Origin of the sequence: Lactococcus fujiensis JCM 16395 (assembly GCF_002441655.1) — a bacterium.
GTDB lineage: Bacteria > Bacillota > Bacilli > Lactobacillales > Streptococcaceae > Lactococcus > Lactococcus fujiensis.
On record NZ_JXJU01000008.1, the window covers coordinates 1 to 25521 of the forward strand.

Here is a 25521-nt window from a genome sequence, read left to right on the forward strand (position 1 = left end):
AACTACTGGCGTTACTTGTTTTTTTGATTTCTTCAATTGCATTATACAGTCATAAAAGAGTTGATTTTAAGTGCTTTTTTTATCGTTGGTTCTGTTATTTATCATTATGATTAGCACTTTGGAGTAATTAACTTTAGAAAAGTAAAATTATTGAGTTAAAATTATCTCATCAAAACTCTTTTAAATAAATGACTAGATGATCGAAAAGTTTATCAAACTAAATAAATTGTTTTTTTTACTACGATAGGAAAGACATTAAGATAATAAGTACTTATATATTGCTTGTGAACAACCACCATTATCGTTGTCGTTTACAGAAAAATCAGCTAGGTTTTCGATATTTTTATTCGCATTACCCATTGCAATCCCGAGACCAGCATTTCTTATCATACTTTCGTCATTGTCAGCATCTCCTACTGCAATGGACTCCGATATAGGAATGTTTAAATAATCACAAAGAAATTGTAAGCCACTCCCCTTTTCAACTCCAATTGCTGTCATTTCAAGCCCTGTGGATTCAGCCTTTACCATAGTTACCGTTTCATGACTCAATTTAAGGTAACTTTCTTCTCGCTCTTCAGACTTATGGTGATATAAATTTATTTTTTCAAAATTATCTTTTTCTTTCTCGAGGAGTGAAGTAATGTCATCGACGAGTATCGCTGAACGATCATAAAGTGCCTTGTAGTCTTCCATTTTATATTTGTAAATGTAGTCAAAGTGGGATTGTTGCAAATAGATTTGACCATTTATCATCGCGATAACCATGATATCAGAACATGCTACAAGTTCTTTAATTTTATTTACACTTTCAGAAGGAAGTGTTTTGTGATTCAGCACTTTTTTTTGTTTAAAATCATAAATCAAAGCGCCACTTTCTAATATGCCGTAACGAATATCATCCAATTCTTCTTCATATTCTCTTAATTCTGCAACTGCTCGACCCGTTCCCAAAACAATTTGCTTGTTAAGAGATTTTGCCTTTTTAATGGCAGTAATACTGTCATTAGAAATCATTTTTTGACTATTTAATAAAGTTCCATCCATATCAAATACTATTAATTTATACATTTCTTCCTCTAATTTTCAATTTTTTCATCTTTTTTTTCACGAAAAATTATTAAACATAATCTCTATTACTTATAACCTTCATTTTGTAGGAGGGCAAAGTCTGTAGGCCTCTTTTTCACCCATAATCATTCATCTTTACATCTGCCAAATAATAGTCTTAGAGATTGGCCTTGAAATGGAGTCTTTTGTAGTTTGTGGGAATTAATAATGGTTTTGCTGATGGATCTTAAGACTTGTTTTATAATTCTCATCTTATGCTAAAAGAAAAATAAATAATGCCATTACTTTTTCATTAACTATAATCATTCTCTTGATTGTTCCCTTGACTCTATTTTTTCACTCGTAAAGAAGATATCAATGATTTGTCTCAGCGAGGACAAATCAATCTTTTCCGTCTAACTTTATGCAGCTTCGTCAGCTTGATTTTCCACAAGAATCACAGTTATTATATTTTATGTTCACGGTTTCTCCTTTGGATTTTGATTATACTTTTTTATTGTAAAACTGTCAAATATGTTTTTAGTAAAAAAAGTTACTTATATGATTATAAAAATGCTGCTGATTCGATACAAAAATAGACAAGAAAAGTTGTTCAAAGCATTAGAAATTGAAAATGAGAACAACGTGGTCTGCTGGCATCCTATGCGTGGAATTATCGACAATAATATCGTGAATGATGAGCTAAAAAATATTTGTGATCATGTTATGACCACACACGGACTCCGACATACACGCGTCAGTCCTGATTGATAACAATGTCAATATTATGACCATATCCAAACGTCTTGGCCATGCGAATATTTCGATTAGGCCACACATTATCAAAGAGCTCGAAAAGGTTGAAGATAAAAAAGTGAAGGATCTTTTCAGTAGAATAAATAGAAATTAATTATTTGGTAAAATTTGGTACATATAAAAAATAAAAGCTGTAACCACTAGGGCTACGAGCTTTTTTATTTATTCATTTTAAACTGCAAATATAAATCGTTGTAGACACCAGTCCAATAAGGACTTAAATTCGTGTAAGCTTCGTCATCTTTAATAACCGCTTCGTCTGGATAGTATTCTTTATCCTCACGCATTTCTTTTGGCAATAAGGCTTTAGCTTTATTATTTGGTGTAGAGTAGCCCACCCACTCAGCGTTACTTGCTGCATTTTCTGGCTTTTGCATAAAATTAATAAAAGCATAAGCTGCTTTGATATTTTTGACCGTTTTAGGAATGGCTAAATTATCATACCAGATATTTGTTTTTTCAGGAATAACGTAGTGTAAGTGGCTATTGCTTGTTGTCATTTCTTCTGCTTGACCAGAATAAACGACTGCCATAGGAGTCTCATTATTGGTCATGTAATTCATGACTTCATCCCCTAATATCGCTTTAATATTTGGTGTTAATTGGAGAAGTCGATTGTAGGCCTGATCAATTTGTTTTTGATTTGTCGAATTCACAGAATAGTCTTGTTCAAGTAAGCCCATCCCCATTACATCACGCGTATCATCTGTCAGAATAATGCTATTTTTGTATTTTTTATCCCATAAATCGGTAAATTTAGTCGGAGGATTGCTAATGTATTTATCATTATAGACGATTCCCAAAGTTCCCCAAAAATAAGGTAGAGAGTACTGATTCCCCTTATCAAAACTAGGGTTTAATAGTTTAGGATCATCATCCTGAAGCCCTTTTATTTTAGCGTGATCAATTTTTTCAAGCAACCCCTCTTTTGCCATTTTTTGAACCATATAGTCAGAAGGAACAATAATATCATAACCTGTTCCACCCTGTTTTACTTTGGCATACATTGCTTCGTTGGAATCGAAGGTCATATAATTGACATGGTAGCCTGTTCCTTTTTCGAATTTTGTTATTAAATCGGGATTGATATATTCGCCCCAATTAAAAATTGTTAAGGTATTGCTATCGGTTTTTGCTCCACCATTTGAGGCCAATTTAAGTGTTGTGACACCTAAAACCACAGTAATTGAGAGAATTCCGATAAAGAAATATAGCAATTTTTTCATTTTTTCCCTTCCTACATTAATCTAATCAATTTTCAAATAATCGTAAAATCTTCTTGTCAGTACTGATGTTAAAGTTTCTATAAATTGACAATGCATTGCTAAAATCACTTTGAAACTGCTTAGGTCAAATTCGGTGTTTTACCAGCTGTTTCTGAATCTTTCATGATGAAATAATAGCCCACTACAAGTAAAATTGAAAAGAGGAACACGACCGTAGAAAGTGCATTGATTTCGAGTGAGATTCCTTCTCTTGCTCGACTATATATTTCAACTGAAAGGGTGGTAAAATCGTTACCAGTAACAAAGAATGTGACAGCAAAGTCATCCAGTGAATAAGTAAAGGCCATAAAGAAACCAGCAATAATTCCTGGTGTTAAATAGGGCAAAATCACTTCTTTTAAAATTTGAAAACGATTAGCACCTAAATCACTCGCTGCATCAATCAAGGACTTATCCATTTCTTGATAAAGCGGAATAATCATAAGGACTACAATGGGAATGGAGAATGCAATATGACTAAGCAAAACCGAGAAAAAACCGAGTTGCATACCTAAAAATGTAAATAGGATCAAGAACGAGGCCCCAATAACAACGTCTGGTGAGACCATTAATACATTATTTAAGCCTATAATAGTATCGCGACCTTTATTTTTTACTGTCTCAATAAACATCGCCCCAATCGTTCCAATGAATGTTGCAATTAGAGAACTTAAAAAAGCAAGGAAAAAGGTCTGGACAACAATTAGAATCAAGCGGCTATCAGCAAATAGTTCGCTGTAATTATCCCAAGTAAATCCAGTGAATTTACTCATATCCCCCCCTGCATTAAAGGAATAAAAAATCAGGAAAAAGATAGGCGCATAGAGAATAATCATGACGATTGCCAAATAAATTTTTCCAAGTGGACGTTTTTTCTCCATCTTAGGCTCCTTTCTTTTCTTTGGTTAATCCCATTACAACAAGCATAGCGAGAACTAACACTACAGCGATTGTTGAACCCATTCCCCAATTTTGTGTTATCAAGAAATGTTCTTCAACAGCCGTTCCAAGTGTAATGACCTTATTTCCGCCTATCAAACGCGTCAACATGAAAAGTGACAAACTTGGAATAAACACAGCTTGAACACCAGCTCGAACACCATTAAGTGACAACGGCCAAATGACATTGATAAAGGTTTGAATTTTACTAGCGCCTAAGTCGTAAGAGGCATTAATGAGGTTCGAATCCAAATCTTCTAAAGCATTAAATATTGGTAATACCATGAATGGAATTGAAATATAAGATGCAACAAAGATAAAACTCGCATCCGTAAAAAGGATTTGAACTCTGCCAATTCCAATGAATTGCAAAAAACCATTGATTGAGCCATATTTACCAAAAATTCCAATAAAGGCATACGCTTTTAAGAGTAAATTTACCCAGGTGGGCAGTATAATCAGCATCAACCACATCTGTTTCATTTTCAATTTCGTCAAAACATATGCAGTTGGATATGAAATGAGCAGTGTGACAACTGTGATTATCAAAGCATAAAGAACGGAATTCCAGGTCATCATTAAATAAGTTCCACTTGTAAAATAAGTGCTGTAATTTGATAATGTGAAATGTCCTGAAATATCAAAGAAGCTTTGATAAAAGAGCATGGCCAGTGGAATAATGACAAAGAGTCCAATCCACAAAAAATAAGGAATCGAATAGAGTCTCTTTGTCATTAATGATGGCCTCCTTCTATTTCTTCGTCAGCATCAATCACTTCATGCAGATTTTCAAGTGTATCTCCATCGGCATCAATCGCCTCTTGAACGGCATCATGAACTGCTTCTTGAACTGTTTCTTGGAATTCAGCTTCTTCTTCAGCGATAACGTTGGAAAGTCCAATCGTTTGCTCATCTTCTTCTACGTATTCCTCGATACGGGCATCAAATTCTTCTTCCGTTTCGTTTAAACGCATGATATGAATTGCTTCGGGATCAAAATCGAGTCCTACCGTTTCGCCAACAATTGCTTTGTGAGTTGAATGAATCAGCCATTCATTATTAAATTCATCGTAAGCAACGATTTCATAATGCACGCCGCGAAAAAGTTGTGTATCCACTTTAACATTAAACTTTCCTTCATTTGGACGGCTAAAAACAATGTCCTCAGGACGAATGACAACTTCAATGGGTTCATTTTTACGCATCCCACCATCAACAGCTTCAAATTGTTGACCATTAAACTCAACTAAATAGTCTTTAACCATCCGTCCACTTAATATATTAGATTCTCCAATGAAATCTGCAACGAAGTGATTAATTGGCTCATCATAAATGTCGGTCGGTGTACCTGATTGCACAATTTCTCCATCATTCATGATGAAAATCCAATCAGACATCGCTAAAGCTTCTTCTTGATCATGAGTGACAAAAATAAAGGTAATTCCTAAATTTTGTTGCAGTTCACGTAATTCGTACTGCATATCTTTTCGCAGTTTCATGTCCAGTGCTGACAAAGATTCGTCCAACAAAAGAACTTTGGGGCGATCAATGATGGCACGAGCAATCGCTACGCGCTGTTTTTGCCCTCCTGAAAGTTTCGCAATTGCTCTTTTTTCATAGCCACCCAACTGTACCATTTCGAGCGCTTCTTTAACTCGAACAGCGATTTCTTTTTTGTCTAACCCTTTGATTTTGAGCGCAAACGCTACATTATCATAGACATTCATGTTTGGAAAAAGAGCATAAGATTGGAAAATAGTATGCACATTTCGTTTATTTGAAGGCAAATCATTAATTCGCTTACCATCCAAAATAACATCACCTTCCGTTGCATCTAAGAGTCCAGCAATAATATTTAAAATCGTTGATTTTCCAGAACCTGATGCGCCAAGTAAGGTATAAAACTTTCCTTCTTCAATTTCGAAACTGACGTTTTTCAAAACGACCGTATCACTGTCAAAATAAGTTTTTGAGACATTTTTAAATTCGATAATATTTTTTGTCATTTCAATTGATACTTCCTTTATCCAAAAATTTAGCTGAAAACAATAAAAAACCAAGCTTTTTACTTGGTTACATTCAATATCGTATTTTTTCCCGCCTAAAAGGCAAAAAGGGTCCGAGTTCAGAGTCTATAGTGCAGAAGAACTTTTAATACTCTTATTGATGCGCGCAAGCGTGTTTTCTTGGGTGAGGAAACAAGTCCCCATAGTTGAATGTTTTCAACTAATCAATAAGGCAACGAAAGTCGCCAATTTCGGCTTTTGACCCGGCTGTCCGTCTGGCCTTAGCTCTTCTGTCAGCACTGACAAAAAGCGGTCAAATCTTCTGCTTATACACAGAATAATTCAATTATAACTTAAAATTTATAGCATTTCAAGTATTTTTGCACGATTGGAAATATACTTTAATCGACTTACATTAAGAATACCCTAATTTTCCCCAATTATCCTTACTTCAGTTTCAAGTTTTATTCCCAATTTTTGGTTAACTTGTTCAATGACATAGGCAATTAAGTTCTCGTAATCTTTGGCCGTTCCATCTGCCACATTAACCATAAAACCTGCATGTTTTTTCGAAACTTCAACACCACCAATACGGTGACCTTGGCAGCCAGCTTCCTGAATAAGTCGACCTGCGAAATGCCCTTCTGGTCGCTTAAAGACAGACCCACAACTAGGATATTCCAAAGGTTGTTTGCTACTTCTGAGCTGATTTAATCTGGTCATTTCATTCAAAATGACAGCCGGGTCGCCCGTTGACAATTCAAACTTAGCGGAAATGACAATCAGATTTTGCTCACGAATGATCGAATTCCGGTAACCCCAGTGCATTTCTTCGCCTCTTAAAACAGAAATGTTCCCCTCGGTATCAATAACCTTGCAAGAAGCCAATACTTGTGATAATTCGCCCCCGTAAGCCCCAGCATTCATGAAAACTGCTCCACCAACAGAACCTGGAATCCCACAAGCAAATTCAAATCCTGTCAGTGCGTGCTTTTGTGCTATCTGTGAAACTTCTATTAATGGTGCGCCAGCTTGCGCTTCGATTGTATAACCTGCAATATTCACAAGGTTTAGCTGCTCCAGTAAGATTACAATTCCACGGATGCCACCATCACGAACAATTAAGTTTGACGCATTTCCTAATACGGTAATCGGAAGATCATTAGTACGTGCTACTTCAATGAGTGTCTGCAGTGCGTCAATTGACTTCGGAAAAGCCAACACATCAGCAGGACCGCCTACTTTTGTAAATGTGTAATGGCTAAGTGGTTCATTGTATTTTAATTCTAAATCGTCGATGGTTTCAAATTTACTTTTATCTAACATATTTTTCCTTAATCAAAATGATCGATTTTATGTAACAATTATATCATTTTTTTGGAGAAACTTCCCTCATCTTCAAATTAATATCGTGTACACTTAAAATGTATAAGAAAAACAACTCATTTGTCACAAAATAAACGGGATTTGATGGAAAAGGGGAATTGTATCCATCATGTCGCCTGTCATGTCTGTTCCATCACGGTTATCTCAAATCACATTAAAAGCAGTCGTATGAGTTAATGCCCTATAGCTGTTGGATTCCCAGGCATTTCTGGCGCACCAAAATCAAAGCTAGAGTTGAGATAAATATTTCCAGTTGGAGCTAAAAATTATTGATCAGGAGTTGCACCAATAGCCTTGCCAAAGACCTCATAAACAATCGGATGTGATTTTTCATTAATTTCAGGTCCATAGGAGCCATGTCATACCTCCGCAAGCAAACGATACTCTTTTTATTACAAGAGCGCAAGATTTGTTTATTCTTTTAATCACAAGTTAAATTGTTATCCTATCCTATCCTATCCTAGCCTAGCCAAATAAAAAAACCTATCCCATCAGATAGGTTTATCATTGCTTAAATAAATTTAACAAACCTTTCACGCCATAAATTCTCGAAGAAAGCGATTGTGGCATCTGCCGTCATGAAACGATTGTCATATGTTGACGAATAACCGTGTTTCATCACGTTATTGAAGCCAAGTCCATGAGCAAACTCCAAACTAGCATTGATACAATAATCCGTTTGTGCACCACAAAACTCAATCGAACGAACATTTAATTTTGTTAGAACCTTTAACAGATTGGTCTGATAAAAACTGTTGGCATGCCTTTTTTTCACATAAAAATCAGAGCCACGATGATCGATTTCCGACACCAGTTGCCATTCTTCTGATTCTGCCTGGAGCAGCTCATCTTCATGCTGGACAAATATAATAGGGATGTGATTATCACGGTAAGTATCTATTCGACTCGTGATGGCTTCAAGAAGTTCATCCCTATGCCAAATTTCCTGTTCACCATCCTTCAAAACACCATTTTGTAAATCAATTACAAGAAGCACATCTGCAAACATCCCTCTCCTCCAAACGTTTTGATCGATTGAGCAATATTTTTATGCCAATAAATCCAGTTTTCTTAAGCGATCATCTATTTGTTGCAAAACAGCTTCCAAGTCTTCAGGGTTATTAACAAAGTCAATGCTATCGCCATCAATTTTTATTTTTGGTGATACATCATAATTTTCATACCATTCGGGGTATTCTCCATGAACCTGATTGTAATATTCTTCAAGTCCAGGCTGTGACTCAACTTGCTCAAATGAACGCCCTCGTTGAGCAATCCGTGAGAGCATTGTTTCAAAAGATACATCAATGTACACAAGCAGATCAGGGCGTTTTTTAGGCATTCCTTCTAATTCTTCAAGCATATTTGCTAATAAATCTTTGTAAATATCAAGTTCTGTTTTAGTAACATTCCCATTTTTATAATTTAATGTCAAAAATAATTCATCTTCAAAAATTGAGCGATCCAAAACATTATTATCTTGACGATAGGCCATTTTTATTGATTCGAAGCGTTTGTTCAAAAAATAAATTTGGAGAAGGAAAGCATATTTCTTTGGATCTTCATAATACAAATCAAGCACAGGGTTATTGTCTACTGCTTCATAAAATACTTCTGTTCCCAGATGTTCCCCCAAAGCTTTAGCTAAGCTTGATTTTCCTGCACCTATTGTACCTGCTAATACGATCAAAATTGTATTTTCCTCCTCTAAATTGAACCAACACAAAATAATTTATAACTTCTAGATGTGCGTCGCGTCGTTAACAAAACGCTCTAAATTAATTTACTTAAAACTTCTGGTATTTTTCCATGATACTAAAAAAATAAACAACTCTTTTATTATACTCTAAATTACAAATTTTTCAACAAAAATTCTCGAACTTGAGATGAAAAATAGAGCGAACCCGTGATTAAAAAAATATCATCGACTTGACATTTTCTTCTTATATCGAGTATTTCCTTACGCCAGTCCCCAACGTATTGGACACCGTCAGCAGCGTACTCAGCAAAATCATTCAAAGAAAGGGCTTTAGGATGATCGAACGTCGTCAAAATCAATTGACCATTTTCCACTGAATTCAACATCTCAATCATATGTCGAATATCCTTTGTTGTAATTGCTGAAAAAAGGATCGTAATTTTTTTCCCTGATTGTTCTTTCTTTAAGTTCTCAAGCATTCTTTTCATGGCATGAACATTATGGGCGCCATCGAGTAAAGTTAATGGGGATTCCGCAATTTGTTCCATTCGTGCTGGCCAGTAAGCTGATGCGAGTCCCTCCCGAATTGCAACTTCTGTTAATGGAATGCCCACCCGTTGAGCATACAAATCAGCTATTTCAATAGCCATTGCTGCGTTTTCAATTTGATGGAAGCCCAGCAATGATTTTTCTATTCTTATTAAATTTAAATGATCATTAGTAAAGTTAAAGCATTCATCCTTCAAGACCTCAATTTTATAGGCTTTCTTGAACTCAAACAATTGCGAATGATGTTCTTGAGCTGTTTTTTGAATTACGGCAAGTGCTTCTGGGCCTATATTACCAGAGACAACAGGGATTCCTTCTTTGATGATACCAGCTTTTTGAGCTGCAATTGCTTCATAAGTCTTCCCCAAGATGTCAACGTGATCCAAACCAATTGTCGTAATGGCACAAACTTCTGGTTGAATGACATTAGTACTGTCCATTAAACCACCTAGACCTACTTCAATCACTGCTAAATCAACCTTTTCATCATAAAAATATTTAAACCCCATGGCCGTAATAATTTCAAATTCGGTAATCCCAGTCAATTTTTCATCCGCATCAAGTTGCGCAACGAGCGGTTGTAACAGGTTGACGTATTCAATAATTTTATCATCGGGCATCGGTTGCGTGTTGATTGCCATTCGTTCGCCGAATGTTTCAATAAACGGACTCGTGTAGGATGCCACTTTTTTTAAGCCGGCTTTCATAAAGATGGATCGTACAAATGCGACCGTTGAACCTTTTCCATTGGTCCCGGCAACATGAATCATCGACAAATGTTGCTCTGGATGATCAAGTAAATCAAGCAAGGCAGACACGCGGCTTAAACCTGGGCGAATATTAAATTTTAAACGTGAATGGATCCAGTCTAATGCCTCATCAATTGTAACTACTGCCATTTTTATATGCCTTCTTCTAATAAACTAAAATATTTTTTGAATTCCTCGGGTGCCTCTTCCTGACTCAACAAGTTAAAAGGCAATTCTGCCGAAGACGCGACTTTTTCTTTTTCTAATTTCAATAAATACCTAAAATCAATATGTTGATGTGCTTTTTCATTTCTCTTTTCATTCAGTGGAATCGATATGATATTAGCGTCAACCAAGGTTCCCTTCTCACCTACAAAATAACCTGTTTCCTCATTGAATTCCCGGATTGCTGCCTGAATGGGCTGTTCACCTTTTTCTACATGACCAGCAGGTAAGAGCCATTCCTTCTGATAGGGATGTTCAATAAAAAAGAGTTTTCGACCAACAAAAACTAAAGCTGATGCTGAAATTTGCAAATCAGGATTCGCTTTCCCACGCAATTCTAGTGGAAATAGTTCCAATTTATGCATGAGTCCTTCAATTTTGTTGTCCATTCCTTGTCCTAAAAGTAACTGAAGTTCGTCCGTTAGATCCTTGTTCATTCTATACCCTTTTATACGTTTGATAGGCTTTAATTAAACGGCTTGTTGCTTTTGTATCATGCACACGTAAAATGCGGCCCCCTTCATCCATCATTTTACCCTCTAACATGATCGTCCCTAACAATCGTTCATCGTCTGACAAATCAAAGTCTTGATTTAAAAAACGTTTATTAGAAATTGCGATCATGACTGGCAATCCCGTCCGTGAAAGTAATTCAGAACTTTTTGCTCGTAATAAACTATCTGATCCACGCTTTGGATCAAAAAAACCAACACCTGGATCGATGGCAATCTGTCTCGGATCAAGCCCACATTCCATTAACTCGAGTTTCTTTTTGGAAAAGGCCTGATCAAGATTATCGAACAGTTCTTCTGAATAGGGATAACCAGCTCGTCCATTGTTCATGGCAACCACTGCAGGTTTGTAAGCACTGATGATATTTAATTTCTCATCTGTATCAAAGCCATCAATATCATTGATAATGTCAACACCAGCGTCCAAAACTCGTTCCATAACAAATGGCTCATCAGTGTCCACTGCAACAGTCACCTGTGGGAACTGCTCCTTAAGTGCTGTCAGTGGCCCTTTGAGTCGGTTCCACTCTTCTTTAGGACTAATGTCTTGATAACCTGGACGCGAAGATTTCCCCCCCAGCTCAAGGACACTCGCCCCATCAATTAAAGCAAGTTCCGCTTTTTTTAAAAAACTAGACACAAGTAAATTGTCTGAACTTCCATCATGGAAAGAATCCGGGGTAATGTTCATTATCGTATAGACAATGGGGCTTGTTGTTAAATTAAAAGTAAAGTTTTTCCCTTGCCAAATCATTTTATGACCTTCTAAAATGGCTTCAAAAATGGAACGATCTCTAATGATTGGCCAATTCCGATTCCAGTTTTCAAGATCATAAACATCAAATAAAACGAGGAGTTGCGTCTCATCTAGTAAAGTTTTTTCTGCCTTACGAATCAACGTTCGCAGTAAAAAAGTCCGTTCGTCACTGTTTAAGTCATAAAACAAAACGGGAATATGGCTTATTGTTTTTTGTTCTTGATTTAATAATTCCTTAATTTTCAACATGTCACCTTCACTTCATAAATGATTAATCAAAATTAATTTTTTCTATGGCTTGTTGACTTGTACTTAGATGTTCAATTGCCTTAAGAACATGATTGTATTGGTAAAAATGAGAATCAATGATTTCTAATAAGGGAACCAAGACAAATAAGCGATGGAAAACTTCTGGGTGAGGCAGTGTCAATATCTTGTCATTAGAAACTAATTCATTAAAGAAAAGAATATCAATATCAATTGTTCGTGGTCCCCAATGTATCTTTCGAACCCTTTTCAATTCATGTTCAATATCATGAATTAATTGAAGCAAATCATAGCCACTTAAACTCGTCTCAAGATGCAATGCCATATTGATAAAATCATCTTGAACAACCCCACCAACAGGTGAGGTCTGATAGAAAGATGAGCGCTTTACAAGTGTAACCTGCTCATTTCTACTTAACAGATTAATCGCAGCTACGAGATTTTCATACCTTTGTCCCAGATTACTCCCCAGGCTGAGATAGACATCATTCATTAGAACCTACGCTTTCATAACGACTTCTGCAGCATCAAAAATTCCATCAATTGGCACTGCTAATTTACGCAAATGGATTTCTACAGAATCAATTCTTGTATCCAATGCTTTCACTTGATGAATGATGTCGTAAGCCAGTTTTTCTATTAAGTCAGCCCGAGATTCTTCAACAATTTTCTCCGTCACTTCATAAAATTGAACATAACTTAGTGTATCACGAAGGTCATCATGGCCTGAAAAATTAAAATTTGTATTTACTACCAAATCAATTTCCAAATTTTGCCCAACAATTTTTTCCTCTTTAAGCACACCAATATGTGCTTTAAATTTCATCTTATTTAGTTTAATCTGGAACATTTTTACTCCCTTAATCAACTTTAAATGTTAGAAAAAGCTATGAGCTCTCATAGCCTTTCAATAATCAAATAAATTTTTCGATAGCTCGCCATGCCTCATCTAAGCCAGTTTTATCCGTAGATGAGAAAATAATAAAGTCATCCGTACTATCAAATTTCAATGCTTTTCTAATGATTGATTCCTGACGATTCCATTTGCCACGTGGAACCTTGTCAGATTTTGTAGCAACCAAAATTACTGGAATATGATAATATTTCAAGAATTCATACATCATACAATCATCTTCTGAAGGCTCATGTCTAATATCAACTAAACTGACAACGGCTCTAAGATTTTCACGAGTGGTCAAGTATTCTTCGATCATTTTCCCCCATTTTTCACGTTCTCCCTTTGAAACACGTGCATAGCCATATCCGGGGACGTCGACAAAATGGACCGTTTCATCAATATTGTAGAAATTTAACAACTGTGTTTTTCCGGGATTTGCGGAAGTTCGCGCGAAATTTTTACGATTCAATAATGTATTGATAAAACTTGATTTCCCAACATTTGATCGCCCTGCAAGTGCAATTTCTGGGAGGTCAGATTCAGGATATTGTTTACTTGAAGGTGCTGATACTGTTAGTCTTAGATTATTCAAATTCATTCCTTCATTATATCATACCACAGAATACTTGTAAATTTACTAGGATAAGAATGGATCAAAAAAGATAATAAAAACTCCAATCAATGGAGTTTTTATTCTTCTTCTTCCGCACTTGTTTTATCAGGAATGTTTTCAACTCCTGGGAGTTCTTTTTTAGTCGTTTCTTTTATTAATAGAGGATCGTCTGCCCCATTTACAGCAGCTTCGGTGATAATTACTTTTTTTATGGATTCATCACTTGGAACTTCAAACATAATATCCATCATGACTTCCTCAATAATCGATCGTAAGCCACGCGCTCCTGTTTTACGTTCGATTGCCTTATTGGCAATTGCGCGCAAGGCTTCCGGTTCAAATTCAAGTTCCACACCATCGAAGAAAAGAAGTCGTTGGTATTGTTTGACAAGTGCATTCTTAGGCTCAGTCAAAATATGGACCAAATCTTCTTCAGTCAAGCGTTCTAAAGCAGCAACTACAGGTAAGCGACCAATAAATTCAGGGATAATTCCAAATTTTTGAATGTCTTCTGCAATAATTTCTTGCATATACGAGTCGCCTTCATTCAGTGCCAAATTATTCGCCCCGAAGCCTATAATTTTTTCGCCCAAACGTTGCTTAACGATTTCTTCAATCCCATCAAATGCACCCCCAACGATGAATAAAATATTCTTGGTGTTCACTTGAATCATTTCTTGATTCGGATGTTTTCGTCCTCCTTGAGGTGGAACAGACGCAATCGTTCCTTCAATAATTTTCAAAAGCGCTTGCTGAACACCTTCGCCAGATACGTCACGGGTAATCGAAACATTCTCGGACTTCTTAGCAATTTTATCAATTTCATCAATATAAATGATGCCGCGTTCAGCACGTTCAATATTGTAATCACTCGCTTGTAACAACTTTAATAAAATATTTTCTACATCTTCACCAACATAACCAGCCTCAGTCAAACTCGTTGCATCTGTTATAGCAAATGGAACATTTAAAGCTTTAGCTAATGTTTGAGCAAGGAATGTTTTTCCTGAACCTGTTGGACCAATAAGCAAAATATTTGATTTTTGTAATTCTATATTATCCTCAGTTGAATCAGCAAAATTTATTCGTTTATAATGATTGTAAACGGCTACCGCGAGAGCTCTTTTTGCCTTTTCTTGACCGATAACGTATGAATTCAAGTGATCCATCATTTCTTTGGGTGTCTTAACTTCAAGCATTTCCGATTCAAGGACATCTTTTGCTTCTTCTTCAAGAATGTGGACTGAAAGCTCGATACATTCATTACAAATGTAAACATCACTTCCAGCGATAATTTTTTTTACGTCTTCTTGTGCTTTACCACAAAAAGAGCAATGAATAGTAGGTTGTATTGTATTTGTCATTTTTCGTTTCTATATTTAAAAGAGCATGCCATAAAAAGCATGAATTGAATTTACTAAATTAGTAAAAGCATTTATTAAAAAGAGCGTCCCTAATCCCCAACGTTTTTTTCTAAAACATTGCACCATAATAATAAGGCATACCCAGGCCATCACAGCAGTAAAAAGGCCAAAAATTGATTTTGTCATCAGATTATTTCCATTTGTTTAATTTTGTTAATTAAGACATCACTTTCTTACATATCTTTTGATCGTAAAAGCATAAGCATTCTTCTCATCTACTCCGAAATCTTCTTCAGCAACTGCATGAAAAGTTTGAAAATCAAATGCCTCTGGAAAGTATGCATCACCCACAAAAGTTCCATGGACAAGTGTTCGATAGAAGCCATCCATGTCCTTCTCAAAAAGTCGAAACATCTCTGCTCCCCCTGTAATGAAAAGTGTTTTATCTTGTTGTTTATACCATTCCAAAACTTCTTCTTTACTGTGGAATACGAGAAGATTTTTATTCTCTTTCTCATAATTTAAATCATGAGTAAGCACAATACTTTGACGGCCAGGTAAAATTCTTTTATTCATTCCGTCAAATGTTTTTCGTCCCATAAGGAGAACTTGATTCATCGTGACCTGTTTGAAATGTTGGAGTTCTTTTGGTAAGCGCCAAGGCAATTTACCATCACGACCAATTAAACCATGCTCGTCTTCTGCCCAGATTCCGTATATCATTATTCCCTCCTGATTGTCAGAATTACTCTTATATTATACCAAAAAAAAGCCTTATTTAAACAATTTGGTGCATTTTGAAGTTTTTTTCGATAAAAAGGGGTTAAATTCTTTACAAATGGTTGATGAAGTGCTATTATATTAATTACATTAATTTGTTTCAATCTTTCCTGTTATGATTAAAGCAAATTAATCCCCCAACTAGATTTCTTGCTGAGCTTGACTCCGAGGTATCTAGTTTTTTTATTTTCAAGCTCACCTTAATTCTTTTTATTGTGCTAAAATATTAAAAGAAAGAATAAGGAAAAGAGAAAAAATGAATCATATTGCACTTTTTGAACCAAGAATCCATTTTAATACAGGGAATATTGCCAGAACCTGTGCGGCAACCAACACTGTTCTTCATCTCATACGACCATTTGGATTTGAAATCACAGATAAACATTTGAAACGTGCGGGACTTGATTATTGGGATAAAGTTAATATCGTCTATCATGATAATTTGCAAGACTTCATAGATTCTGTAGATGGTAAACTCTATTTGGTGAGTAAATTTGCAGAACATGTCTATTCGGATGTTGACTATTCTAACACAGATGAAAACCACTATTTCTTATTAGGTCGAGAAGACACTGGACTCCCTGAAGCGTTTATGCATGAACACCGAGATGAGTGCATTCGAATTCCAATGAACGATACTCATGTTCGTGCATTAAATCTTTCAAATTGTGCTTGCATGATGGTTTATGAAGCATTGCGTCAACAGAGTTTTGCTGGCCTTGAACTTGTTCACACTTATGAGCACGATAAATTAAAATAAATAAATCAAACTGAACATTCAATATTAATCCCCCTTCTAAAATTATTGAAGGGGGATTTTTAAAACAGCGTGAATTATCTTATTGGATCATCTAATTTTTGACGGGTCAAGACCATGTTCTTTAGGTTGTCTTTCATCATTTTGTCTGGTAAAAAATTAATTTTTTTCCCTTTAAGATGTTGTGAAAGAGTAAATTTTTCTGGTGACACTGCCCCACGGCTCATCAAATTGATTGAAAAAGTCCCAAGATGTTATAACTTAACTGCATCACCAAGCATTAAATTGTAATTAATTACTTTTGCAAGATTCATTAGTACGGAGGTGATATCTCCTTCTTTGAGGGATGATCGTTCCATAATTTGATGAACAACATCTGGTGTGGAGAGTGTTCGCATTCGGATGAGTTTGCCGTAATACTTTTTTGGCTCATCTCCATTGTTAGGGTTATGCTTTTGAATAATCTTATAATGAGCAACCATTTGGTCACCTCCTTCTATAAAAATTGATCCCTAATTCATAATTCAAAACTGAACTAATCATTAAAAATTCATGCTTAGAATTAGTGAAAATTAAACTATATTTAAATTTAATTCAAGCGAATAAAATTTAAAACTAACGCCTTCCTAATATAATAAACAGGCTTCACTTTCTTCACTTTTTATTATTGTAGTGCTTTATCCTATGTATTCATTATAATAGATTTGTCTCCAAATCCCAAACCATATACAAGTTTAAGTGACTTAACGCAGTCATTTTTTCTTGATGATGAACTGTTATTTAAGAACTAGTCTGAAGAACAAAAGGATTTTAGAAACATTCGACGATATGATTTTAAGTGTGAAAAAAATGAGAATCAAATCGTAAGAACTCAATTATTCCGACCATCATCCTCAAAATTTTACTGCAATGTGTAGAAATTTACTCTTAAAACAAGATAAAAAAATAAGACCTACTGGTCTTTTTTATTATTGAACTTTAACTGATTCTAAGACTTGTTCTGATGCGTGATTGTTCACAACTTCTTTTTTCTTATGGTTAAAAATAAGATTAAGAACAATTGCAGCTAGAGTACTCATGACAATCCCATTAGAGATAAACGGTTGAATGAACTGAGGTAAGCTAGAAAATAGGCTGGTGGAATCAAAACCAACCCCCATTGCGACTGAGACCGCAACAATAAGTAAGTTTTGATTTCCCTCGAAATTGACTGTCGCCAACATTCTCACACCTTGCGTTGCTACCATCCCAAACATAATCAGCATGGCTCCACCGAGTACGGGAGCAGGAATCAGTTGGGCAATCGCAGCAAATTTAGGTAAAATCCCTAAAGCCAAAAGGAAAGCGGCTGTATAGTAAAGGGGTTTCCGCGTTTTTATTCCTGAGAGGTGGACTAAACCAACGTTTTGTGAAAAGCCTGTATATGGAAATGTGTTGAAAATTCCGCCCAACATTACCGCAAATCCTTCAGCACGGTAGCCATTACGCAAACGTGTTTCTGATAACTCTTCTCCCGTGATATCAGCTAGTGCTAAGTATACACCTGTTGACTCTACCAAAGAAACAATGGCTATGATAATCATCATTAAGCTATCAACAAAATAAAATTTTGGTGCTGCGAAGTAAAAAGGTTGTGGCAAATGAATCCAAGGAGTTTGTCCGACAACAGCTGTGTCTACAAGTCCCATTGATGCGGCGAGGAGGGTTCCTCCAACAAGACCAATTAAAATCGCAATTGACCGAATGAAGCCTTTAGTAAAGATATTAATCAATAAGATAAGGGCAATCGTGAAAAAAGCAAGGATTAAACTTGTACTTGTTGGCTTCGTCACATTATTTCCCATGTTCCCAATGGCAACAGGAATAAGACTTAAGCCAATCGTGGTAATGACTGAACCAGTAACAATTGGTGGGAAAAGTTTCCGTATTTTGGAAAAGATGCCTGAAATAAGCATCACGAAGATTCCAGAAACAATAAGTGAGCCAAACATAGCTCCAGAGCCATGTTTTTCACCGATAATAATCAGTGGCGCTACAGATTGAAAAGCAACACCGAGGACAACAGGTAACCCAATACCGAAATGTTTACGTAATTGTAATTGCAATAAGGTGGCTAAGCCACACATGAATATATCAGTAGAAATGAGATAAGTCATTTGTTCTGGTGAATATTTTAGTGCAGATGCAATCATAATTGGAACGAGAATCGAACCTGAATACATCGCTAAAAGATGTTGCAAGCCTAGAACAGCTGCTTGCGTTTGACTGTTTTCATTTTTCTGAAACATGAGCTTTTCCTTTAACTATTTTATTTATCGTAGTTGACATCATCTGCTGGAGCAAATACTATTTTTCCTCCTTCAAAAGCGCCAATACGTGCGAGTGATGTCAACTGAACTCCTTTATCCAAAAGGAGTTGCCGCCCTGTTTGGAAAGATTTTTCGATAACAATCCCTACTCCAACTGCCTGTGCATTTGCTTCTTCAATTAATTTAAGGAGGCCAAGCGCTGCTTGTCCATTAGCAAGAAAGTCATCGATAATAAGAACTTTATCATCAGATGATAAGAACTTCCGTGAAATGGAAACTGTAGAGGTCACCTTTTTAGTGAAACTGAAGACTTCTGTTGTAAGCAATTCTTCATTCATGGTCACGTTCTTCGCCTTTTTTGCAAAAATCATGGGGATTCCAAGGCTTTCAGCTGTGTAAAGTGCAGGAGCAATTCCACTTGCCTCAATGGTGACAACTTTTGTTATTCCCTTGTTCTTGTAAACATCGGCAAAACGTTTACCGATGGCTTTCATCAAATTGTAATCCACTTGGTGTGTTAAAAAGTTATCAACTTTTAATATGTTATCTCCAAGGATACGTCCGTCAGAATTGATGCGGTCTTCTAATAATTTCATTGCTTCTCCTTTAATACAAAAACACCCTGTCAGCTTTCGCTAGGCCTCACAAATGAGGGATGACAGGGTGTTTCTAAAGTACAAAAAAGAATCAAATTTGTCACATTGCAACAAAAAATGAATTCTTATTGTCTCACGTTTGTGGTGTGAGGTAGAAACACCCAGCCATATCCTGGGTATAAATAAGATTTATTTATTATAGTCTTTTTTTTTAATTTTAGCAATCTTATTGTTCGTCATAAACGAACATTTTACTGAATTGTTAGATAATTCAACGAAAAGCCGAACAATAGGTCAAATTGAATCCCCATTCCAAATGGAATTTTTGACCACTACATAATCTACTTTTGTAAGTGCTGATAAATCACGACCACCAGCGTATGAAATTGAACTTTGAAGGTCTTCTTGCATTTCTTTTAGCGTATCTTTAAGGCGTCCTTTATGTGGCAAAAGAATTTTTTTCCCTTCAACATTTTTGTGTTCCCCTTTTTGATATTCAGAGGCTGAACCATAATATTCTTTATAGAGTTTGCCGTCTACTTCAACGGTTTTCCCTGGCGATTCTTCATGTGCTGCAAAAAGTGAACCAACCATGACCATCGTCGCGCCCATCCGAATCGATTTCGCAATGTCCCCATGAGTACGAATTCCACCATCCGCTATAATAGGTTTACTGGCGGCTTTAGCACACCAACGGACTGCTGCTAATTGCCATCCACCTGTACCAAAACCTGTTTTCACTTTAGTGATGCAGACTTTACCCGGTCCAATTCCTACCTTTGTCGCATCGGCACCTGCATTTTCTAATTCACGGACTGCTTCTGGTGTCCCAACATTTCCAGCAATAACAAAAACTGAAGGCATTAAACGTTTGATTAATTGGATCATTTCGATGACTGAATTCGCGTGACCATGAGCAATATCAATGGTGATGAATTCAGGAATAACAGCCTTTTCAGATAATTCTCGGACAAAATCACGTTCATCACCTTTGACTCCTACTGATATTGAAGCAATCAATTTCTTAGCGTGCATGTTTTGGACGAAAGCCAATCGTTTGTCGGCCTCAAAACGGTGCATGATATAAAAATACCCATTTTTAGCAAGTTTTTCAGCAATTGTTTCATCAATAATGGTTTGCATATTAGCAGGGACAACAGGAATTTTAAACGTATATTTTCCTAATTTGACACTTGTATCTGCTTCTGAACGACTATTAATCACACACTTATTTGGGATAAGTTGAATATCTTCATAATCGAATACTGAATTTAAACTGTTCATTGTTGTCCTACTTTATTTTAGATTACAGAATACCGACCTAGCCAATGGCTTCGCTAATTTGGTTGAATAGAACTTCTGCACACCAAACCTTCCATTATTTATTCTAACTTAAATGAGAATGAAAGGAAATAAAAACTCTGTCATTGCTGACAGAATTTTAATAATCGTTCGGAATTAGCTTTGTTCTATTGTTATTTCATTCTTTTTATTCGTGAATAGCCTTTTCGATATAGGCCATAAAAGATAGCTTCGTAGACGATTGCGAAGATTAAAAAGGTGTGCATAAAGTATTGTTCAGGAAGAACATCAATGATTGGATCTTTGGCCGGATCAAAAAGCCAAGTGTTATCACGGAACAAGACTTCATGAAAGTAGAGAAAAAACTGATCAAATCCGATTAAAAAAGCAACAAGACTTATTAAAATAGGTAACCACATCATAAAACGAAGGCCGTTATGAAATACAATTCGTAAGTTGTCCTTGATAAAGAGGACAAATAAGGGGAACAATAAAACAACAAGACTTAGGGCAAACATAAAAAGATGCTTAACTTCGGAAAAATGTTTCAAACCACTTGTAGACGAAGGAAAAACGGGCATCTTCAAAGTACCAATGAAGGGATTCAGTAAGTAATTCATGAGCACAAGGAAGTTATGCCACAATCGGCTCCCAGACATTTGTGCTGCTTCTGTTAAATGATATAGCGGTATTTCTAAGCCAAATAATGGAATAGCCAATAGGATGGTAACAATGACCGAGGTTGCAATAATCCACAATATCGAGCCGGTAAAAATAAATTTATCGCGCACAGCTTCACTTCTTTCTTTATGTTGTACTAAACCTCCCATTCATCAAGACTTGCCACAACATAAGTTGGAGCAAGTGGCAAATGAGGGACTTCTTCTGGTTTCGTAAAGCCAGTGGTTACCAATAATGAGTCTATATCATTATTGAGCCCAGTTTTAATATCGGTCAAATAATTGTCTCCCACCATCAAAAGATCGCTTTTAACAAGACCAAGGTGTTCAACAGCTTTGTCAGCAATAATCGCCTCTGGCTTACCAATATAAGTGGCTTTCACGCGCGTAGCTGCTTCAAGCATGGTAATTAAACTTCCAGCACCTGGCAAAAGGCCACGATGACTTGGTAAATTCAAATCTGGATTCGTTCCAATAAATTTTGCTCCCTTTTGGATGGCAAAGGTGGCTAAAGCCAACATTTCATAGGTCAAATCTGTATCTAGTGCAACAACAACATAGGCAGGATTTTCGCGGTCTTTCTTATAGCCAGCTTCATAAATGGCTTCTTTAAGCCCATCTTCCCCAATAATATAGACCGTTTTTTCAAGACCTAAGTCATTCATATAATCAACCGTTGCAAGACTGGCAGTATAAATAGTGTCTTCTGGTGTATCAATGTTAAATTCATTCAATAATCGCTTTTGCACGACACGAGGAGATTTTGTCGTATTATTAGTCAAAAATAAATAGGGAATATGAGCTTCTTGTAAACGATGAACAAACCTTTCACCTGCAGGGATTCGGTTGTTTCCCATGTAGATTGTCCCATCTAAATCAATCAAGTAACCTTTATATTTTTTCATTATTCTTTATGCTTTCTTCTTTATTGTTGATTTTCAGAAACTTTCTCCCAGCTGATTTCAATCTGTGCACTGTCATCATTTAAGTTATGGTGAGAAACGTTGCTCTCAAATTCCATCTGAGCATGGATGTCAGTCCCATATAAAATTTCATGATTATATTTGATAAATATCTGCTTAGGTTGGTGCGTTTTTCGGAAGTCAAAATCGACCATATCGCTTGCCCAGTCGTAATACTTGGCATTGTTGACATGACCATTCATGTCTAAATCGGAAAAACGAACAGGATAAACAACCGCTTCGGCCTCTTCAAACGAAGCTGCTTTTTTAAATTTGTGAGGTCGAATAATTTTGCTTATTTTCTCAGATTCATATGGTGCCACTATCTCATCTGCAACACGTTCAATTTTACGATTTTCACGGTTCATAAGTACCCAAGTTGAGGTTATCTTTACAAGTGTTTTTCCTTCTTGGTTCTTGAACCAAAAGTTACGATAGCAGAAAAACTTATTGTATGAGATGGCTTCGGTTTCAATAATAATCGCTTCGTCAAAACGAGGTAAACGTTGAATATTAAGCTCATATTCGATGACCGCCCAGAAATTATTATAGTTTTCCGCTACCCAAACGTCTGAGCGCCCTAGCGCTTCCGATTGTTCACCTGAAATTTGTAAAGCGACGGCGAGTAGACTTGAAATTTTCATTTGTTTAAATGTGTCACTCTCATAGAAAGGCACCCGATAGTTCTGTTGATAAAGAATTCCCATTTTTCCCCCTTTTGAAAACAAAATTCACTGCTTACATTTTAACAAAAAAATGAGCAACTTTCATATATTGCTCATTTTAATCTTAAATTTGAGAACAATCAATACTTAGGGTATGAAGCAATTGTTCTTCATAAGGATCTTTCGCGTGATATTCGTCAATGTATTTAATTTCTTTAACTCCCGCAGCCAAAACTAATTTTAAGCAGGCTAAGCAAGGAAAGAGTGTCGTGTAAAGAATTGCCCCCTCTGGAGAAACGCCATGTTTGGCAGCTTGCGCAATTGCGTTTTGTTCGGCATGAACTGTCGCGATACAATGCCCATATTTATCTTCTAAACAGCCCACATCTGTGCAATGTGGCATCCCTGATACTGCACCATTGTAGCCGGTTGACAAAAGTTGTCCACTTGGACTGACTAATAAAGCGCCAACCTGGGCATGGGTACAGGTCGATCTTTTAGCAACGACTTGTACAATTTCCTTAAAATATTCGTCACGAGTAGGGCGCACAAATTGTTCTGTCATAAGTTCTCCTTATTATGTTATCGATTGCTCTATTATAGCAAAAATATTTTCTGATTTTACTATTCAGGGAATAATTTGATTGATGCCAATTATTGTCGGACGTTTTTTCAATCTTTCGGGGTTTAAAATTTTTTCTTCCTAAGTGGCTCAAGATGATCTTCATTCCATTCCCCACTAAGGAACATCTCGATGTGGTCATCGAAGGTAGTTAATTTATATTATAAGAGGTCATGTGATTTTTTCAATTGAGCTATTTTTTGATCCATCTCATCCAATTGGTTCTTAAGGATATGCTTCTGTGCCTGCGTTCTACTAAAAGTCGGTTACGCTTGTGATAAAGCAGCAAAATCTTGTAGTGACTCAATCGATAAGCCTGCTTCCCGAAGCGTTTTCACTAAATATATCCAATTCAAATCAGCATTGCTAAAATTACGATAACCAGAAGTGTTGTGCTTGATTGGTGGGATAACCTTTATTTCTTCATAATATCTTATTGTTGCGGGTGAAATCTTCAACAGCTCCGAAACTTTTTTTATGTTCATTTACTTTCCTTTAATAATCTTTGCCAAAAATCATGAGGTGGGATAAAAAGGATCCCCGCAAGCAAAACACCAATCATTACTGCCGGGGGATAAATTAAACCAAAGGATAGTCCGACAATTTTCAAGCAAAAATCAGCTATTCTTTTGTAGCGCATTCCGAAAATTGAAGCATCATCGTTATCTTTACTCGCTAAATAATAAAGCAAAAAATTGGAGAGGGTAATCAAAATGACGATAATCCCATAGAATTCTTGCGCTACAACTGCAGTGAAATGGCCACTTGCAAAATTAACAGCATAAGGAAAAAAACTACTGAAAAAAAGTAAAACTAGCGAACACCACACCGTTTTATGGCTGATGAGATGCACCCTTTGAAAGGTATTGTGCAGGTTGACCCACATTGTTCCAATCCAGAAAAAAGAGAGGGCATATGTAAAATAATTGGGTAATAATACAGCTAGTGCTTGCCAAGTGGCGTCCGAAGGTTCCTTAAGTCCCAAGACTAAAATCGTCATCACGATAGCAATTACTGCATCGGTAAAAGCAATTAGGCGGTCCTTAGTCATTATTCACCTCACATTCTTAACTGAAAAATATTTTCTATTTTTAACTTTGTCCATTCATTTTACTCTTTTCATAAGCTATTGTAAATTTAATAGGCGTCGAGAATTCATCTTTTTAATATTAAAAAGACTTCACTTGAAGTCTTGTTTATTTATCAAGTTTGTCATAAGTGTCGTCACTTACAGGCTCCAACCACTCTGCTTTGCCAGCTGTCAAAGCCAAATGTGTCATGCTATGTTTGGAACTAGCACCATGCCAATGTTTAATCCCGTCATGTGTGACAATCACATCTCCTTTTTTAATTTTTCGAGCTGCTTGTCCCCATTCTTGATACCAACCTTCGCCATCTGTCACCAACAAAATTTGGTAACCCTCACGATGAATGTGCCAATTATTACGACATCTAGGCTCAAAAGTGACAACACCGACGCCGAAATCAATATTGTCATGGGGATCAACCAAGTGTTTAAGGTAGGACTGTCCAATAAAATACTTCGCAAAAGCATCATTTTTGTCTCCCAATCCGAAAAGAGATTGCAAGTCTTTGTTATCTGTCATTTGTTTGCTTTCTATTCGGGCTATTTTATCCCGAAACCTCTATTTTCTGTAGTGGTCATTATTGATAACAATAAAAGTTGACTTATCACCCCTGTCATTCCTGACAGCTTTACATCATTCCCACGGGTCACTTAATCAACTACCAA

Annotated in this window: 29 protein-coding genes, 1 pseudogene and 1 riboswitch; of the genes and pseudogenes, 2 read left to right on the plus strand and 28 right to left on the minus strand. The window is 36.2% G+C overall.

From position 1 onward, the window contains the following. Window positions 1–255: 255 nt before the first annotated feature. Window positions 256–1071, minus strand: coding sequence for a Cof-type HAD-IIB family hydrolase (locus RT41_RS06915; protein WP_096818420.1), 816 nt, complete (start codon window positions 1069–1071; stop codon window positions 256–258). Between the two features lie 513 nt (window positions 1072–1584). Here RT41_RS06915 and RT41_RS10460 point away from each other — a divergent pair. Further along, a complete protein-coding gene (locus RT41_RS10460) occupies window positions 1585–1821 on the plus strand; it encodes a hypothetical protein (RefSeq protein WP_096818424.1) in 237 nt (78 codons plus the stop codon). Between the two features lie 203 nt (window positions 1822–2024). Here RT41_RS10460 and RT41_RS06925 read toward each other — a convergent pair whose 3' ends face one another. The 16 genes from RT41_RS06925 to RT41_RS07000 form a co-directional block, all read right to left on the minus strand. Continuing rightward, window positions 2025–3092 carry an ABC transporter substrate-binding protein gene (locus tag RT41_RS06925; RefSeq protein WP_096818426.1) on the minus strand — a complete coding sequence of 356 codons (1068 nt, stop codon included), beginning with the start codon at window positions 3090–3092 and terminating at the stop codon, window positions 2025–2027. A gap of 119 nt (window positions 3093–3211) precedes the next feature. After that, on the minus strand, window positions 3212–4012 hold the full coding sequence (locus tag RT41_RS06930) for an ABC transporter permease (protein ID WP_096818428.1): 801 nt from the start codon (window positions 4010–4012) through the stop codon (window positions 3212–3214). Window position 4013: 1 nt separating this feature from the next. Further along, on the minus strand, window positions 4014–4805 hold the full coding sequence (locus tag RT41_RS06935) for an ABC transporter permease (protein WP_096818430.1): 792 nt from the start codon (window positions 4803–4805) through the stop codon (window positions 4014–4016). Beyond that, window positions 4805–6076: an ABC transporter ATP-binding protein gene (locus tag RT41_RS06940; protein WP_096818432.1), complete on the minus strand. Its 1272-nt coding sequence runs from the start codon at window positions 6074–6076 to the stop codon at window positions 4805–4807. Before RT41_RS06940 ends, RT41_RS06935 begins: the two co-directional genes overlap by 1 nt. A gap of 426 nt (window positions 6077–6502) precedes the next feature. After that, window positions 6503–7402, minus strand: coding sequence for a UDP-N-acetylmuramate dehydrogenase (murB, locus tag RT41_RS06945; protein ID WP_096818433.1), 900 nt, complete (start codon window positions 7400–7402; stop codon window positions 6503–6505). Window positions 7403–7973: 571 nt separating this feature from the next. Beyond that, window positions 7974–8471 carry a cysteine hydrolase family protein gene (locus RT41_RS06950; RefSeq protein ID WP_096818436.1) on the minus strand — a complete coding sequence of 166 codons (498 nt, stop codon included), beginning with the start codon at window positions 8469–8471 and terminating at the stop codon, window positions 7974–7976. Between the two features lie 39 nt (window positions 8472–8510). Next, window positions 8511–9155, minus strand: a complete 645-nt coding sequence (locus RT41_RS06955) for a deoxynucleoside kinase (protein WP_281251377.1) — start codon at window positions 9153–9155, stop codon at window positions 8511–8513. A gap of 158 nt (window positions 9156–9313) precedes the next feature. Beyond that, window positions 9314–10609 (minus strand): bifunctional folylpolyglutamate synthase/dihydrofolate synthase, encoded by a 1296-nt coding sequence (locus tag RT41_RS06960; RefSeq protein WP_096818440.1) that lies wholly within the window; start codon window positions 10607–10609, stop codon window positions 9314–9316. A gap of 2 nt (window positions 10610–10611) precedes the next feature. Next, the gene (locus tag RT41_RS06965; protein WP_096818442.1) at window positions 10612–11121 is read right to left on the minus strand and encodes an NUDIX domain-containing protein; all 510 of its coding nucleotides are present in this window, start codon (window positions 11119–11121) and stop codon (window positions 10612–10614) included. A gap of 1 nt (window position 11122) precedes the next feature. Beyond that, entirely contained in the window at window positions 11123–12202 is a 1080-nt protein-coding gene (gene folP, locus RT41_RS06970) for a dihydropteroate synthase (protein ID WP_245811637.1), read from the minus strand. 22 nt (window positions 12203–12224) lie between these two features. Beyond that, window positions 12225–12713 carry a 2-amino-4-hydroxy-6-hydroxymethyldihydropteridine diphosphokinase gene (gene folK, locus RT41_RS06975; RefSeq protein WP_054639379.1) on the minus strand — a complete coding sequence of 163 codons (489 nt, stop codon included), beginning with the start codon at window positions 12711–12713 and terminating at the stop codon, window positions 12225–12227. Between the two features lie 6 nt (window positions 12714–12719). Continuing rightward, window positions 12720–13070, minus strand: coding sequence for a dihydroneopterin aldolase (folB, locus tag RT41_RS06980; protein ID WP_096818444.1), 351 nt, complete (start codon window positions 13068–13070; stop codon window positions 12720–12722). Between the two features lie 64 nt (window positions 13071–13134). Next, window positions 13135–13716 carry a ribosome biogenesis GTP-binding protein YihA/YsxC gene (gene yihA, locus RT41_RS06985; protein ID WP_096818446.1) on the minus strand — a complete coding sequence of 194 codons (582 nt, stop codon included), beginning with the start codon at window positions 13714–13716 and terminating at the stop codon, window positions 13135–13137. A 92-nt stretch (window positions 13717–13808) separates the two neighbouring features. After that, window positions 13809–15095, minus strand: coding sequence for an ATP-dependent Clp protease ATP-binding subunit ClpX (gene clpX / locus RT41_RS06990; protein WP_096818447.1), 1287 nt, complete (start codon window positions 15093–15095; stop codon window positions 13809–13811). A gap of 15 nt (window positions 15096–15110) precedes the next feature. Then, a complete protein-coding gene (locus RT41_RS06995) occupies window positions 15111–15281 on the minus strand; it encodes a hypothetical protein (RefSeq protein WP_096818449.1) in 171 nt (56 codons plus the stop codon). Window positions 15282–15320: 39 nt separating this feature from the next. Further along, entirely contained in the window at window positions 15321–15818 is a 498-nt protein-coding gene (locus tag RT41_RS07000) for a dihydrofolate reductase (RefSeq protein ID WP_054639380.1), read from the minus strand. A 313-nt stretch (window positions 15819–16131) separates the two neighbouring features. Here RT41_RS07000 and RT41_RS07005 point away from each other — a divergent pair, with 313 nt between their 5' ends. Further along, the gene (locus RT41_RS07005; RefSeq protein ID WP_054639381.1) at window positions 16132–16635 is read left to right on the plus strand and encodes a tRNA (cytidine(34)-2'-O)-methyltransferase; all 504 of its coding nucleotides are present in this window, start codon (window positions 16132–16134) and stop codon (window positions 16633–16635) included. 74 nt (window positions 16636–16709) lie between these two features. Here RT41_RS07005 and RT41_RS10655 read toward each other — a convergent pair. The 11 genes and pseudogenes from RT41_RS10655 to RT41_RS07060 all read right to left on the minus strand — a co-directional run bounded on the left by RT41_RS10655 (window position 16710) and on the right by RT41_RS07060 (window position 25375). Continuing rightward, window positions 16710–17114 (minus strand): annotated as a pseudogene (locus RT41_RS10655) (HU family DNA-binding protein). 486 nt (window positions 17115–17600) lie between these two features. Then, entirely contained in the window at window positions 17601–18920 is a 1320-nt protein-coding gene (locus RT41_RS07015) for a nucleobase:cation symporter-2 family protein (RefSeq protein WP_096818451.1), read from the minus strand. A 20-nt stretch (window positions 18921–18940) separates the two neighbouring features. Next, complete coding sequence (locus tag RT41_RS07020) at window positions 18941–19537, minus strand: xanthine phosphoribosyltransferase (protein WP_096818453.1); 597 nt, start codon at window positions 19535–19537, stop codon at window positions 18941–18943. Window positions 19538–19645: 108 nt separating this feature from the next. Then, window positions 19646–19743, minus strand: a riboswitch (purine riboswitch). A gap of 88 nt (window positions 19744–19831) precedes the next feature. After that, a complete protein-coding gene (gene guaC / locus RT41_RS07025; protein ID WP_054639384.1) occupies window positions 19832–20821 on the minus strand; it encodes a GMP reductase in 990 nt (329 codons plus the stop codon). Window positions 20822–21012: 191 nt separating this feature from the next. Beyond that, window positions 21013–21630, minus strand: a complete 618-nt coding sequence (locus RT41_RS07030; RefSeq protein WP_096818560.1) for a TIGR01906 family membrane protein — start codon at window positions 21628–21630, stop codon at window positions 21013–21015. A gap of 26 nt (window positions 21631–21656) precedes the next feature. Then, window positions 21657–22424: a TIGR01457 family HAD-type hydrolase gene (locus RT41_RS07035; RefSeq protein ID WP_096818455.1), complete on the minus strand. Its 768-nt coding sequence runs from the start codon at window positions 22422–22424 to the stop codon at window positions 21657–21659. 20 nt (window positions 22425–22444) lie between these two features. After that, a complete protein-coding gene (locus tag RT41_RS07040) occupies window positions 22445–23188 on the minus strand; it encodes an acyl-ACP thioesterase domain-containing protein (protein ID WP_096818457.1) in 744 nt (247 codons plus the stop codon). Window positions 23189–23270: 82 nt separating this feature from the next. After that, entirely contained in the window at window positions 23271–23711 is a 441-nt protein-coding gene (locus RT41_RS07045; RefSeq protein WP_054639385.1) for a deoxycytidylate deaminase, read from the minus strand. A gap of 323 nt (window positions 23712–24034) precedes the next feature. Further along, window positions 24035–24253, minus strand: coding sequence for a MerR family transcriptional regulator (locus tag RT41_RS10760; RefSeq protein WP_252899471.1), 219 nt, complete (start codon window positions 24251–24253; stop codon window positions 24035–24037). Next, window positions 24250–24819, minus strand: coding sequence for a TMEM175 family protein (locus RT41_RS07055; protein WP_054639386.1), 570 nt, complete (start codon window positions 24817–24819; stop codon window positions 24250–24252). Before RT41_RS07055 ends, RT41_RS10760 begins: the two co-directional genes overlap by 4 nt. A gap of 145 nt (window positions 24820–24964) precedes the next feature. Continuing rightward, window positions 24965–25375 carry a cupin domain-containing protein gene (locus RT41_RS07060; protein ID WP_096818462.1) on the minus strand — a complete coding sequence of 137 codons (411 nt, stop codon included), beginning with the start codon at window positions 25373–25375 and terminating at the stop codon, window positions 24965–24967. Between the last annotated feature and the right edge of the window lie 146 nt (window positions 25376–25521).

Coding starts and splice junctions, on each gene's coding strand:
- folP (WP_245811637.1), bottom strand. CDS start 12,202: ATGTTGAAAATTAAGGAATTATTAAATCAAGAACAAAAAACAATAAGC.
- RT41_RS06960 (WP_096818440.1), bottom strand. CDS start 10,609: ATGGCAGTAGTTACAATTGATGAGGCATTAGACTGGATCCATTCACGT.
- clpX (WP_096818447.1), bottom strand. CDS start 15,095: ATGACAAATACAATACAACCTACTATTCATTGCTCTTTTTGTGGTAAA.
- RT41_RS07040 (WP_096818457.1), bottom strand. CDS start 23,188: ATGGGAATTCTTTATCAACAGAACTATCGGGTGCCTTTCTATGAGAGT.
- RT41_RS10760 (WP_252899471.1), bottom strand. CDS start 24,253: ATGAACATAAAAAAAGTTTCGGAGCTGTTGAAGATTTCACCCGCAACA.
- RT41_RS07020 (WP_096818453.1), bottom strand. CDS start 19,537: ATGAAATTATTAGAAGACCGCATCAATTCTGACGGACGTATCCTTGGA.
- yihA (WP_096818446.1), bottom strand. CDS start 13,716: ATGAATTTGAATAATCTAAGACTAACAGTATCAGCACCTTCAAGTAAA.
- RT41_RS07035 (WP_096818455.1), bottom strand. CDS start 22,424: ATGAAAAAATATAAAGGTTACTTGATTGATTTAGATGGGACAATCTAC.
- RT41_RS06915 (WP_096818420.1), bottom strand. CDS start 1,071: ATGTATAAATTAATAGTATTTGATATGGATGGAACTTTATTAAATAGT.
- RT41_RS06925 (WP_096818426.1), bottom strand. CDS start 3,092: ATGAAAAAATTGCTATATTTCTTTATCGGAATTCTCTCAATTACTGTG.
- folB (WP_096818444.1), bottom strand. CDS start 13,070: ATGTTCCAGATTAAACTAAATAAGATGAAATTTAAAGCACATATTGGT.
- RT41_RS06950 (WP_096818436.1), bottom strand. CDS start 8,471: ATGTTTGCAGATGTGCTTCTTGTAATTGATTTACAAAATGGTGTTTTG.
- RT41_RS07060 (WP_096818462.1), bottom strand. CDS start 25,375: ATGACAGATAACAAAGACTTGCAATCTCTTTTCGGATTGGGAGACAAA.
- RT41_RS10460 (WP_096818424.1), top strand. CDS start 1,585: ATGTTTTTAGTAAAAAAAGTTACTTATATGATTATAAAAATGCTGCTG.
- RT41_RS06930 (WP_096818428.1), bottom strand. CDS start 4,012: ATGGAGAAAAAACGTCCACTTGGAAAAATTTATTTGGCAATCGTCATG.
- RT41_RS07055 (WP_054639386.1), bottom strand. CDS start 24,819: ATGACTAAGGACCGCCTAATTGCTTTTACCGATGCAGTAATTGCTATC.
- RT41_RS07015 (WP_096818451.1), bottom strand. CDS start 18,920: ATGTTTCAGAAAAATGAAAACAGTCAAACGCAAGCAGCTGTTCTAGGC.
- murB (WP_096818433.1), bottom strand. CDS start 7,402: ATGTTAGATAAAAGTAAATTTGAAACCATCGACGATTTAGAATTAAAA.
- RT41_RS06965 (WP_096818442.1), bottom strand. CDS start 11,121: ATGAACAAGGATCTAACGGACGAACTTCAGTTACTTTTAGGACAAGGA.
- guaC (WP_054639384.1), bottom strand. CDS start 20,821: ATGAACAGTTTAAATTCAGTATTCGATTATGAAGATATTCAACTTATC.
- RT41_RS06940 (WP_096818432.1), bottom strand. CDS start 6,076: ATGACAAAAAATATTATCGAATTTAAAAATGTCTCAAAAACTTATTTT.
- RT41_RS06935 (WP_096818430.1), bottom strand. CDS start 4,805: ATGACAAAGAGACTCTATTCGATTCCTTATTTTTTGTGGATTGGACTC.
- RT41_RS06995 (WP_096818449.1), bottom strand. CDS start 15,281: ATGACAAAATCAATTTTTGGCCTTTTTACTGCTGTGATGGCCTGGGTA.
- folK (WP_054639379.1), bottom strand. CDS start 12,713: ATGAATGATGTCTATCTCAGCCTGGGGAGTAATCTGGGACAAAGGTAT.
- RT41_RS07045 (WP_054639385.1), bottom strand. CDS start 23,711: ATGACAGAACAATTTGTGCGCCCTACTCGTGACGAATATTTTAAGGAA.
- RT41_RS07005 (WP_054639381.1), top strand. CDS start 16,132: ATGAATCATATTGCACTTTTTGAACCAAGAATCCATTTTAATACAGGG.
- RT41_RS07000 (WP_054639380.1), bottom strand. CDS start 15,818: ATGATATACGGAATCTGGGCAGAAGACGAGCATGGTTTAATTGGTCGT.